General features: G+C 42.0%; 12 protein-coding genes. 8 read left to right on the top strand and 4 right to left on the bottom strand.

The features are described 5' to 3' along the window. Window positions 1-4 precede the first annotated feature (4 nt). From ispG to J8Z28_RS19130, 6 genes are all read left to right on the top strand, one after another. On the top strand, window positions 5-1,123 hold the full coding sequence (gene ispG / locus J8Z28_RS19155) for a flavodoxin-dependent (E)-4-hydroxy-3-methylbut-2-enyl-diphosphate synthase (protein WP_054553525.1): 1,119 nt from the start codon (window positions 5-7) through the stop codon (window positions 1,121-1,123). A 133-nt stretch (window positions 1,124-1,256) separates the two neighbouring features. Next, window positions 1,257-2,531 (top strand): histidine--tRNA ligase, encoded by a 1,275-nt coding sequence (gene hisS, locus J8Z28_RS19150; RefSeq protein ID WP_175082888.1) that lies wholly within the window; start codon window positions 1,257-1,259, stop codon window positions 2,529-2,531. Between the two features lie 24 nt (window positions 2,532-2,555). Then, window positions 2,556-3,176 carry a YfgM family protein gene (locus J8Z28_RS19145; RefSeq protein ID WP_250660802.1) on the top strand — a complete coding sequence of 207 codons (621 nt, stop codon included), beginning with the start codon at window positions 2,556-2,558 and terminating at the stop codon, window positions 3,174-3,176. Window positions 3,177-3,185: 9 nt separating this feature from the next. Further along, on the top strand, window positions 3,186-4,364 hold the full coding sequence (gene bamB / locus J8Z28_RS19140) for an outer membrane protein assembly factor BamB (protein ID WP_062565865.1): 1,179 nt from the start codon (window positions 3,186-3,188) through the stop codon (window positions 4,362-4,364). A 75-nt stretch (window positions 4,365-4,439) separates the two neighbouring features. Next, a complete protein-coding gene (gene der / locus J8Z28_RS19135; RefSeq protein ID WP_054553521.1) occupies window positions 4,440-5,909 on the top strand; it encodes a ribosome biogenesis GTPase Der in 1,470 nt (489 codons plus the stop codon). Between the two features lie 115 nt (window positions 5,910-6,024). After that, window positions 6,025-6,405: a VOC family protein gene (locus J8Z28_RS19130; RefSeq protein ID WP_250660801.1), complete on the top strand. Its 381-nt coding sequence runs from the start codon at window positions 6,025-6,027 to the stop codon at window positions 6,403-6,405. On the opposite strand, the gene J8Z28_RS19125 is transcribed toward J8Z28_RS19130, so the two are convergent. Further along, window positions 6,402-6,842, bottom strand: coding sequence for a MarR family winged helix-turn-helix transcriptional regulator (locus J8Z28_RS19125; RefSeq protein WP_250660800.1), 441 nt, complete (start codon window positions 6,840-6,842; stop codon window positions 6,402-6,404). The two genes, J8Z28_RS19130 and J8Z28_RS19125, sit on opposite strands and share 4 nt — an antisense overlap. A 181-nt stretch (window positions 6,843-7,023) precedes the next feature. Between J8Z28_RS19125 and J8Z28_RS19120 the strand changes: the two genes are divergently transcribed. Continuing rightward, window positions 7,024-8,022 (top strand): NADP-dependent oxidoreductase, encoded by a 999-nt coding sequence (locus J8Z28_RS19120; protein WP_250660799.1) that lies wholly within the window; start codon window positions 7,024-7,026, stop codon window positions 8,020-8,022. A 51-nt stretch (window positions 8,023-8,073) separates the two neighbouring features. On the opposite strand, the gene J8Z28_RS19115 is transcribed toward J8Z28_RS19120, so the two are convergent. Together J8Z28_RS19115 and J8Z28_RS19110 are read right to left on the bottom strand one after the other, a co-directional pair. Next, entirely contained in the window at window positions 8,074-8,589 is a 516-nt protein-coding gene (locus J8Z28_RS19115; protein WP_250660798.1) for a TFIIB-type zinc ribbon-containing protein, read from the bottom strand. Between the two features lie 20 nt (window positions 8,590-8,609). Continuing rightward, window positions 8,610-9,197 (bottom strand): DUF4202 domain-containing protein, encoded by a 588-nt coding sequence (locus J8Z28_RS19110; protein WP_250660797.1) that lies wholly within the window; start codon window positions 9,195-9,197, stop codon window positions 8,610-8,612. A 255-nt stretch (window positions 9,198-9,452) separates the two neighbouring features. On the opposite strand from J8Z28_RS19110, the gene J8Z28_RS19105 reads away from it, so the two are divergent. Next, window positions 9,453-11,882, top strand: coding sequence for a bifunctional diguanylate cyclase/phosphodiesterase (locus tag J8Z28_RS19105; protein ID WP_250660796.1), 2,430 nt, complete (start codon window positions 9,453-9,455; stop codon window positions 11,880-11,882). Here the strand turns inward: J8Z28_RS19105 and J8Z28_RS19100 are convergent. After that, window positions 11,857-12,321, bottom strand: coding sequence for a TlpA family protein disulfide reductase (locus J8Z28_RS19100; RefSeq protein WP_250660795.1), 465 nt, complete (start codon window positions 12,319-12,321; stop codon window positions 11,857-11,859). The two genes, J8Z28_RS19105 and J8Z28_RS19100, sit on opposite strands and share 26 nt — an antisense overlap. Window positions 12,322-12,467 lie beyond the last annotated feature (146 nt).

The following is a 12,467-nucleotide window of genomic DNA, read 5'->3' as shown; positions in this document are numbered from 1 at the left end:
CGCAATGTTTTCAGAATCTCCTATTAAACGCAGAAAATCGACCCGTATTAACGTAGGTAACGTGCCAATTGGTGATGGTGCGCCAATTGCCGTTCAGTCGATGACTAACACCAACACCCTAGATATCGATGCAACGGTTGCACAAATTCAAGCTATTCAAGATGCCGGCGCCGATATTGTGCGTGTGTCTGTACCAACCATGGAAGCAGCTGAAGCATTTAAAAGCATTAAAGAACAAGTCACTATCCCGCTGGTAACAGATATTCACTTTGATTACCGTATTGCATTAAAAGTGGCTCAGTATGGTGCGGATTGTTTACGTATTAACCCGGGTAACATTGGTAGCGAAGAGCGTATTCGTGCCGTTGTAGACTCTGCACGTGAGCATAACATTCCGATTCGTATTGGTGTTAATGGCGGTTCATTAGAGCGCGACTTACAAGAAAAATACGGTGAACCAACACCAGAAGCACTTCTTGAATCAGCTATGCGCCATGTTGAGATCTTGCAGCGTTTAGACTTTGACCAATTCAAAGTATCCGTTAAAGCGTCAGATGTATTTTTAGCGGTTGGTGCGTATCGTTTACTTGCCAAAGAAATTGACCAGCCACTGCATTTAGGTATTACCGAAGCAGGTGGTATGCGCTCAGGTTCTGTTAAATCAGCTGTTGGTTTAGGTATGCTACTTGCCGAAGGCATTGGTGACACGCTACGCGTATCACTTGCTGCCGATCCGGTACAAGAGATCAAAGTGGGTTTTGATATTTTAAAATCATTACGCATTCGCTCACGCGGCATTAACTTTATTGCCTGCCCTAGCTGCTCACGCCAAGAGTTTGATGTGGTAAGCACAATGAACCAACTTGAAGAGCGCCTTGAAGACGTGGTTGAGCCTATGTCAGTGTCGGTGATTGGTTGTGTAGTAAATGGACCTGGCGAAGCGCTGGTTAGTGATATCGGCCTTGCTGGTGCCAACCGTCGCTCTGGCTTATACATCAATGGTGAGCGCCAAAAAGCGCGTATCGATAACGATAATATTGTCGACCAACTTGAAGGCTATGTGCGCGACTTTATCGCTAAGAAAGAGAAAGAAACGCCAATCGACATCAAAATCGTTGAATAATTCGCATATACTCGGCAAACCCTTGGGTTTGCCGTTTACCTTTACCGCTTAGACGGTATAATGACGGGTCAATTTTTTAGTTTTTCTTGAGGCGCGATTTTTTCAGCGCAAGTACAGTATTTAGGATTTATCAGTGGCAAAACAAATTCAGGCAGTTCGTGGTATGAACGATTGTCTGCCAGGCGATACGCAAATTTGGCAGAAAGTAGAAGACATTTTACGTGAAACAGTTTCATCGTTTGGTTATCAAGAAATTCGTTTTCCAATTGTTGAATCAACCGACCTATTCAAGCGCTCTATCGGTGAAGTAACCGATATCGTCGAAAAAGAAATGTACACCTTTGCAGACCGTAATGGCGATAACTTAACACTTCGCCCTGAAGGTACGGCAGTATGTGTGCGTGCAGGTAATCAAAACGGTTTACTGTATAACCAAGAACAACGTTTATGGTACATGGGCCCTATGTTCCGTCACGAGCGTCCACAAAAAGGCCGTTACCGTCAATTCCACCAATTTGGTTTAGAAACATTCGGCATTGCCACTGCTGATATTGATGCAGAAGTTATTTTGCTGACAGCCCAATTATGGAAAGAGTTTGGTATCAGTGAGCACGTTCGTCTGGAGCTTAATTCATTAGGTTCAAATGAAGCGCGTGCAGACTACCGCGATGCACTTGTTGCTTACTTAGAGCAACACGTCGATGTACTTGATGAAGACTCTAAGCGTCGTATGCACACTAATCCTTTACGTGTGTTAGATAGCAAAAACCCTGATGTACAAGCTATTTTAACTGATGCGCCTAAACTATCTGAGCACTTAGACGCTGAATCAAAAGAACATTTTAAAAATTTATGTGAACGTTTAGACGCTGCAGGCGTCGAATACACGGTAAATGAAAAGCTTGTACGTGGCCTTGACTATTATAACCGCACTGTTTTTGAGTGGGTAACCGATAGCCTAGGCGCACAAGGAACCGTTTGTGCCGGTGGTCGTTACGATGGTCTAGTTGAACAACTAGGCGGTAAAGCAACACCAGCGGTAGGTTTTGCAATGGGTCTTGAGCGTTTAGTGTTATTACTTCAAGCGCTAGAAAGTGTAGGTGACATCCGCCGTAGTGCTGATGTATATTTGGCAGCCATGGGCGATAAAGCCAGCATTCAAGCGCCAATCATTGCCGCTCAATTACGTAAAGATGTTGCAGGTCTACGTGTTATGGTGCACGCAGGCGGTGGCAACTTTAAAAAGCAATTAAAACGCGCAGATAAAAGCGATGCGCTAGTCGCAGTTATTATCGGCGAAGATGAATTAGAACAAGGCGTTGTGACAATTAAGTACTTACGTGAACGTAAAGAACAAGTCACCTTAAAACTAGAAGAAGCGAAAACGCTACTAGCTGAGCTTATTTAAGCCCAGCTAGCAACAGAGGTAAGCATGGAAATTTATTCAACAGAAGAACAACAAGAAGAAGCGATCAAACGCTTTTTCCGTGAAAATGGTTTAGCACTTGCAATTGGTATTGTTGCAGGTTTAGGTGGTTTATATGGTTGGAAAGCTTATAACCAAAACCAAATCACCACAGCTGAGAAAGCATCTGACTCTTTCACACAACTTGTTGAAAGCGGTGCCGTGCTAGAAAAAGCGGATGCGTTTATTAAAGACAATGGCGAGTCAAGCTACAGCACGCTAACAGCATTTGTAGCAGCGAAAGAAGCCGTTGAAAAGAATGACCTTGATGCAGCAAGCGAAAAGCTTAACTGGATCATCACCAACGAGCAAAACCCTGAGCTTAAAGCAACGGCAACAACGCGCCTTGCTCGTGTTCACCTTGCACAAAAACAATATGAGCAAGCGCTAACAACGTTGAACGCCCAGCTTCCAGCATCATTTGCTGCTGCAGTCGCTGAATTAAAAGGCGATGTTTATGCTGCACAAGGCGACAAAGACCAAGCTCGCAGCCAATACCAAGCTGCTGCTGATAATGGCGGCCTTGAAAACAATCCGTTATTACAAATTAAACTTGATGACTTAGCACAAACTAGCCCAGCGGCGTAAGGGGTTAAGATGAAGAAGTTAACAGCGGCAACACTTGCTCTGTGTATCGCAACCCTGACTGGGTGTTCGTCAAGTGATGACGAAGAAGAACTGGTACTGCCTGAAATTGTTAATCAATTTGAGACAGAAGTGGTTTGGCAAGAATCAATTGGTGATGGTGTTCAGCACTATTTCTCGCGCTTAACGCCGGCTATTCATAACGATGTTGTGTATGTAGCAAACCGCGAAGGTGAAGTTGAAGCCCTATCGCTTGAAAATGGCGATACGCTATGGCAAACCGATGTGCGTGAAAACCCAGCCTTCTGGCCTTGGGAAACCACAGAAAGTGCCAAGTTATCGGGCGGTATTTTACAAGCTTACGGCAAAATTTTCGTTGGTTCTGAGCATGGTTACTTAACTGCTCTTGACCGTGAAACAGGTGAAATCGTTTGGCGTAAAACGATGCCAGGCGAAGTACTTGCTAAACCAGCTGCAGGCGACGGCCTAATTTTTGTAAACCTAGGCTCAGGTAAATTATTAGCTGTACACCCAGATACAGGTGAAGAGCGCTGGAGCTTTGAACAAGAAGTGCCACCACTTACATTACGTGGTCAAAGTTCACCAACTGTAGCAAACGGTGGTGTATTGCTAGGCCTTGAAACAGGTAAATTAAGCGTATTAATTTCTGAAAATGGTTACTCTGCGTGGAGTGCTGAAATTGCTTCTCCAAAAGGTGCGTCTGAGTTTGAACGTTTGGTTGATGTAGATACACAAGCATTAATTAGCGGTCCATATGCTTATGCAATCGCCTATAATGGTAACTTAGCAGCCGTTGATATTCGTTCTGGTAATGTTGTTTGGAAACGTGAGTACAGCAGCTACCGTGATTTATCAATGGATAGCCAGTCTATCTATGTTGTTGATAGCGATGGTGTTGTTTACGGTCTAGATAAAACATCAGGTATTGAGCGTTGGAGCCAACCGGCACTGCGCGGCTGGTACTTAACAGGCCCTACCGTGGCTGGTAAATATTTAGCACTAGGTGACCAAGAAGGTAACCTACACTGGTTAGACAAAGAAACGGGTGAGCTTGTATCGCGCGAAGACTTTGACAGCTCAGGTTTCTTTATTGAGCCAGTTGTTGCCGGTGACAAGTTAATTTTATACACCCGAGATGGTGAAGTTAGCGCGGTTAAAATTCCAAACTAACTTACTAATAGTAAACGTTATTTTTCTAAGGCTTCGCTTGGCGAAGCCTTTTGTTGTTTTTTTAAGAGGTAGTTTATGCTTCCCGTGATCGCTCTTGTTGGGCGACCCAATGTGGGCAAATCCACATTATTTAACCGTTTAACACGTACTCGTGACGCCCTCGTAGCCGACTTTCCAGGCTTAACACGAGATAGAAAATATGGCCAAGCTGATTACGATGGCTATGAATTTATCGTGGTAGACACGGGTGGTATTGACGGTTCTGAGCAAGGTATCGAAACTGAAATGGCTGAGCAATCGCTACTAGCGATTGAAGAAGCCGATATCGTGCTATTTTTAGTTGATGCCCGCGCAGGTATGACCGCCGCAGACCAAGCGATTGCTAACCACCTTCGTAAACAACAAAAGAAATGTTTTGTTGTGGCAAACAAAGTGGATGGCATTGATGCAGATTCATACTGTGCAGAGTTCTACCAGTTAAGCTTAGGCGACGTACATCACATTGCAGCGGCTCACGGCCGTGGTATCACGCAATTACTTGAAACAACTCTACAGCCTGTTATTGCAGAACTTGCAGGCGAAGCTGAAGAGCTTGAAGAAAGTGATGACGAATTGGTTGATCTTTACAGCGAAGATGAAGAAGGCGAAGACAACCAGCAAGCCTTTGCTGACAAGCCAGTAAAGCTTGCTATTATCGGTCGCCCTAACGTTGGTAAGTCAACACTTACAAACCGTATCTTAGGTGAAGAACGTGTAATCGTTTACGATATGCCGGGTACAACCCGTGACTCTATCTATATTCCGATGACACGTAACGACAAAGAGTACATTCTTATTGATACTGCGGGTGTTCGTAAGCGTAAGAAAGTAAGCGATGTTGTAGAAAAATTCTCTGTGATCAAAACCCTTAAAGCGATTGAAGACGCTAACGTGGTATTGCTTGTGGTTGATGCGCGCGAAGGTATTTCTGATCAAGATTTAAGCTTACTTGGTTTTGCCTTGAACGCAGGTCGTTCATTGGTTGTTGCTGTTAACAAATGGGACGGCCTTGATGATTACGTTAAAGAACGTATTAAGTCAGAGCTTGACCGTCGTTTAGGTTTCATCGATTTCGCACGTTTACACTTTATCTCTGCTTTACATGGCACAGGTGTAGGTCACTTATTTGAATCGGTAGACGAAGCATACGAGTCAGCAACTAAGCGTATTAGCACAGCGATGCTGCGTCGTATCATGGATATGGCACAAGCTGATCACCAACCGCCACTTGTTCGCGGTCGTCGTGTAAAACTTAAATATGCTCACGCAGGTGGCTATAACCCACCACGTATCGTGATCCACGGTAACCAAGTTCATGACTTACCTGATAGCTACAAACGCTACTTAATGAACTACTACCGTAAAGCATTAGGTATTATGGGTACGCCGATTAAAATTGAATTTAGAGAAGGCGATAATCCATACGCGGGTCGCACTAATAAAGTGACTTTATCGCAAAAACGTAAAATTCGTGCATTTGCGAAAGAAAACCGCAACAAGTCGTAATTTCTACAGCTAAGCTTTAAGTATTGAAAAAACCTTGTGAGTATGACTTACAAGGTTTTTTTATTGCTGAAACTATGCTTTATTTAATAAACGAACAATAAATAGAGCAGCATAAATGGACTTTTTAAGTCAGGTTATTTACGTCGATAACGTAGAAGAAGTACTCGACTTTTACTATCAAGCATTTGGTTTAAATACCAACCATATCAGTGACGATGCCGAATACGGTGAACTTGTTACAGGTTCCGTTAAACTTGCTTTTGCAACCCACCCGCACGCGCAATCATATTTTAAGCAAGGGTATATTCGCGCCCATCCTAAGCAACCTGCTCTTGGTTTTGAGCTAAGATTCAGCTGCCATAATTTAGTCGAAAGTTACGATAAAGCAGTGCTTGCTGGTGCTGAGCCATTGTGCCCGCCAACTAAAAAAGACGCCCAGCATTATGCGTATGTTCGCGCTATTGAAGGCACTTTAGTGTGTTTATTAGAAGATTAGCCTTTTGTAAGGTCCGTTTTTGTAAGGTCAGTGTGCAGCTCAAGGGTTAACTCGCGTAATAACTCGATTCGCTCCACACTCATATTTGAGCGTGCCATTAACTTAGCCGTTAATTCTTCAGCATCAACTTTAAGTTGCATGCCCTGCTCTGTTAACGAAATTACTTTTTTACGCTCATCTTCACTTGATACCTGACGAGTCAATAAACCTTTGCTTTCTAGGCGCTTAACTATTGGTGTTAAGGTGCCAGAATCGAGGTGCGTGTCATGAGAAAGTGCTTTTAAGCTCACTTGGTTATTATACCAAAGTGAGTGCATCACAATATATTGCGGATAGGTTAAGTCATAAGCTTCGAGGATTGGTCGAAACGCTCTGATCAACGCATTTGTTGCACTGTATAAAGTGAAACATACATTGTCTGATAACTTGTTGCTCATGCTGCTACCCTAAACTGAAATACAGCCGTATTATTGCCTTAATTTAGTTTGCGCGCAAATTATTTTCCGACGATCTATTGCCTTTTATAGTAAAGATCATTAAATTGATTGCAAATAGTTTGCGCGCAAATGTTTTGTGCAACTCATTAATTGATTCTAATCTAGCAGATTCGAGGTTTATATGGCGACAAGTCAACAAATTCATTTAGTTTCACGCCCAACGGGTGTACCAACACAGGCTAATTTTGCGCAGGTAGACGTAACACTTCCTGATTTGAACGACGGCGAAGTGTTAATTAAAAATACCTGGATGTCAGTTGACCCCTATATGCGCCCGCGCATGATTGATCGTAAATCATATATCGCGCCATTTAACTTAAACGAAGTGATGGAAGCCGGTGCTATCGGCGAAGTAGTTGAATCACGCAATGATGACTTTCCTGTTGGGAGCAAAGTAAGTCATATTAGCGGCTGGCGTACCATGCACATTAGCGATGGCAGCGACTTAACGTTACTGCCAAACGTACCATTACCAGACCAACTGTTTTTAAGTACTATGGGCATGACTGGGTTAACTGCATGGGCAGGTTTAACAAAGGTAATTAGCCTAAAAGAAACCGATACCGTGTTTGTTTCAGCTGCATCAGGCGCTGTAGGTAGCGTTGTTTGCCAAATTGCTAAGCTAAAAGGCTGTAAAGTGATTGCTTCGGTTGGCTCTGACGAAAAAGCACAAATGGTTAAAGCGTTGGGTGTTGATGCAGTAATTAATTACAAAACGGTAGCAAACCTAACAGAAGCCCTTGAAAAAGCGGCACCACAAGGCATTGATGTGTACTTTGAAAACGTAGGTGGCGATCACCTTGAAGCCGCACTCAATGTAATGAACGATTACGGCCGTATTCCTGTATGTGGCATGATCTCAGGTTACAATAACGACACTGCACAACCTGGGCCAAGCAACCTGTTTTATATCAACTCGAAAAAGCTCACCATGCAAGGCTTTATCGTGATTGATTACTTTGATCAATTTCCTGAGTTTATTGAACAAATGGGCGCGTGGATCGGCGAAGGTAAAATTAAATCTGAAGAAACGGTATACCATGGCATCGAAAATGCCGTTGATGCATTTCTTGGCCTGTTCGAAGGTAAAAATAAAGGAAAAATGCTGGTAAAGCTTTAACACTTAATAACTAATAAAGCCTGTACCTTAATTGGTACAGGCTTCTTATTTTCAGTCATTCAAAATCGATAAATAAGCAAGTTCTGCTAGTTTTTCTAATGATGACGTTGCATTAGACTCAGGCTTTTCAGCATGAACTGAGTAGCGCCTTTTCGGGATCTTAACTTGAATAAAACCATGATTATTGGCCATATCAATACGCAGCATTTCACGTTCTTTTGGCGTTAAATGATTTTCATGGATCTTTTCAAGCTCACCATGATCAAGCCAAATAGCAGCACAATTTGGACATTCGTCTATTTCAACCACTTTTAGTGGGGTGAAAAAGCGTCGCATCATCACTACATCAGGGCAATTCGGGCAATTAATTCGCTTTGCTAAATCAACACATTCTGTTGGCAGGGTTTGTAAATGAGCCACCAACACTTGCGCGGGTTTTAAATTCGGATCGCTAAAGTGAAATATTTGTCGGTTATCAAAAAATACCCCACCGCTTTTTGATAAATACACGTTAACGTCGCCAATGCTTATTGCTTCAAGGGCTGTTTTAGTACGCGGGCAAAACATAGTACATCCTTGTTTTATAATTAATTTAGCGCTTTTGTAATTAACGGTTTAAGCGGCTCAGGTAAGCTGATGTTACCAGCTAATACAAAGTCATGTGCTTCGTTTGACATTTTTTGCCATGTTTTACGAATAATACCCAACCATTTTTGCTCATCGTAATCATGCTTACTACTTGCAAAATCAAGCATGTAATGCTCAATAAACACAAGGCTTGCAATGTCTTCAATCAATTGGCTATCAGGGTTTCGTTTTATGTTCTTTTTAGCAACGGCTGCGTATACGCGCTCACATTCTTCCGGCGCGTAACCCGCCGTTTTCATAAGGGCTGTTACACGCTCGGCATGAAAGTCATATAAAGCAGTACGCCATTGATAATAACCTTGCTTACCCATAGGAAAATCACTGCGAGGAGAGCGCCAACGCTCAATATGTTGGCCTCGCGCAGCAATATGCATCAACTCATCGGCTTGTGGATTAAAGCGGTTTAGCATATCGGTCATACGCATTGCATATAAAGACTCTTTTGCTAGCTCTTGATCATCTTGTTTTACACGATTTGGGTCGACAGCATTCGCTGCATCTATCGCTTTTATAACGGCTTGGTACATAGTGTTTAATCTTACTTGTGCTTGCAATTCATTGTATTTAGGTACAATTATTTTTTTAACTTGCTAAAAATTCAACTAAAATTCTAGATCTTCGCTAGACAACCAGCTAACCCTAAACTAGTATTTTTAAAAGCAAGATTAGCACTTAAATACCTACTTAATTCAGAGACGCCATTGCGTAATATTACATATTTTTCGTTGTTATTTACTTCTTTTTTTCTCAGTTTCTGTTTATTTTCGGCGATCGCACTAAAAGTGTTTTACGATAGACAAGAAATGCATGAAATTGAGCAAAATGCAGCACTTAACAGTTACAGCAGTAACCTTGAAAAAGCACTTGATAGCGCACTCCTTGGTCCTTACCTTGTTCGCGCCGCGATGCGTGACTTTACATACACACAAACTGAATTCGAAACCCTTGCCACTGAGATATTAACTCATAGTGATGGTAGCCAAACTATTCAACTTGCACCAAAAGGGGTTATTCAATACAGCTACCCGCTAACCAGTCACGAGAGTGTGATTGGTGTCGACTTATTCAAGATGCAAAGTATTGAAAAGTCATTACAAACAGCCATTGATACTCAAAAAATGCAAATCGATGGACCTAAAGAGTTGGCTCAAGGTGGTCAAGGTTTAGTCGCTCGATTACCAATTTTTGATCAAAATGAGTTTTGGGGGTTTGCAATCGCGGTGCTGCGTTTTCCAGAATTTATAGCAAATTTGAGCCCTGAGACTACTTCACACCCTCACCTCTATGAGGTTTGGCAAAAAACAGCGAATAGCTACGCGCCGCTTTTAAATAACCACAGTTTTGAGCAAAGCCACTGGTCAACTTACAACCTCGATGTTGAAAATCAACATTGGGTTGTGGGTATTAAAGACGAGTTTGCTTATCGAGCGCATGTTGAATTTTTAGTATTACTACTCATAGCTCTGTTACTTTCATCGGTTAGCTGCTATTTGATTACGATTACTTGTCGGTTACGTGAGCATGAGCAAAACCTCGAAAAACTTGTGCAAAAGCAAACCTTAGAGCTGTCTGAACAGGCACTTGAATTAAAACAAGCTCAGTCACTCAGTGGCGTAGGCAGTTGGCATCTGTCGCCTGATAAAAGCATTAGGCAATTATCATCACAAGCTAAATCGCTATTCAAAGAACAAAGCAAAGCGCAATCAATTACTGATGTCTGTGAAAAAATCGATAGCTTTTATAAAAATTCGTTTTTAAATTTTATTCATACTAAGCCTAGTAGCCCAACTGAAATTGAGTACACGATTAAACTCAACGGAGAAAAACGCTGGTTTCATGAGCACGCTGAATGGAACCCTAAAACTAACACCTTGGTTGGTACGATTAAAGACATAAGTGCTGAAAAACAACGCCAACATGAGCTTTACCAGCAAGCACATTTTGACTCGGTCACCGGCCTTGCCAATCGCCATTACAGCGAAAAATATATCGCTAGTTTATGCCCTGAAGACCAATACAGTAGCGGCCTTACTTTATTGTGTGCCGAGATCAAAGGCTATCGTCAATTAGAAGATATTTATGGTCAAGATTACTTAAATGAACTACAGACAACGATAGCTAACCGGCTAATTGAATTTTCTGACTTACATCAAGCGTTTTGCGCTCATATAAAACCTGGCTGTTTTTTAATATTACTAAAAGAAGCCATTTTTGATGAAAAACTCGCCGCCCTATTAGATAAATTACAGCATCAGGTCGGCGGTATTATTGAAACCGCTGGTAGCGCTCATTTTTACCACTTATACATTGGCGTGGGTTATCCACACTTACAAAACATCGATGCGGCTGAGCAAATCAATACAGCTCTCATTGCGATGAATGAATGCCCCCGTACACAAAAACCATTTACTGTTTATAGCCAATCTCTGAAAGATAAGCTTATTGCACAAAGTAACCTCGAAAGTGATCTACGTCATGCGCTTGCTGCCAACGAACAGCTAAGTATGGTGTATCAGCCAATTGTAAACACTATAGATGGCACACTGATTGGCTGTGAAGCGCTTGTACGTTGGCAGCACCCTGTTAGAGGGTTCGTGTCACCAGTGGAGTTTATTGCCATCGCTGAGCAATCAGAGCTCATTAATTTATTATCTCGTTGGATTGTTGCTAAGGTTGCTGAAGATTGCCACCGCATGGTTGATAACAATATTAGTATTAAAGTGTCGATCAATCTGTCACGTAAACAGTTCTCTGATGTGCATTTAGTTAAACGACTAAGCAAAGAAAAAGCTAAGCTATTTCCGGCTAATCAAAAAATTAATCTTGAGATCACCGAATCCGCCCTATTTCAAAATACCCAGTACGCCATAAACCTAATGCATGAACTTAAATTAGCAGGTTTTAATTTATCACTTGATGACTTTGGAACGGGTTATTCATCACTGTCGTCAATTCAGCAGTTTCCGCTAGATAACGTTAAGATTGACCGTGCCTTTATTTGTAACTGCGTGGATAACCCACGAGATGGTTTATTTTTACAAACGATGAGCGATTTAGCCCATCAACTAGACTTAACGATTACCGCAGAAGGGGTCGAAAGCTCAGAGCAGTGGCAATTGGTGAGTGATAAAGGCATTGATTATATTCAAGGTTACTTAATTTCAATGCCCTTATCTATTGATGATTTTATAGCGTTTGACCCGGTTGCGTAAGATCCAAAGCCAAGCTTTGTTTAGGCTTTTCGATCATACGAGAAAGCTCTTTTTCACCATCGCTGACAATAATGGTTGGTGTATACATTAAGTCGTGCTGTTTTGCTAACCCTGCAGGGTCTAGCTTGTCGTAGCCAACGGCCACTAGTTTAAGTGAGCCTAACTGCACCTTTGCAGTATCGAGAAGCTTCAAAAATCGAGGCACTTCACGTTTTGAATCATGACACCAAGTGCCCAAGAACACCAAAACCTGCTTACCTTGCAGTGCTTTTATAGTGCTTAACTCTTCTTCGCTCGGTGAGTATTCATCGTACTCTTCACTAAACGAAGAGTAGTCTTTAAGTAAGTCATCACGACTTATCTCTCCACTGTATGGGGCTGTGTCTGCAAATGTTAGGGCCGAAAATAACAAAGCGGCGATATAAATTAGTTTTTTCATTTTTTTGTTCTCAAGATATTTTCTTCACCTTAACCAATTTAGCAACAACACTCCAGCAGGCTTTGTGCAAAGAATCGTTATTTTTTGCAGGTTAAATTGGCATGTAAAGTAAAAACAAACTACTATATTAGATATATCTAATATAA

Origin of the sequence: Pseudoalteromonas sp. SCSIO 43088 (assembly GCF_023650795.1) — a bacterium.
Classification (GTDB): domain Bacteria; phylum Pseudomonadota; class Gammaproteobacteria; order Enterobacterales; family Alteromonadaceae; genus Pseudoalteromonas; species Pseudoalteromonas shioyasakiensis.
The sequence above is the reverse complement of the archived record's forward strand: the minus strand, read 5'-3'. Positions and strand labels throughout refer to the sequence as shown.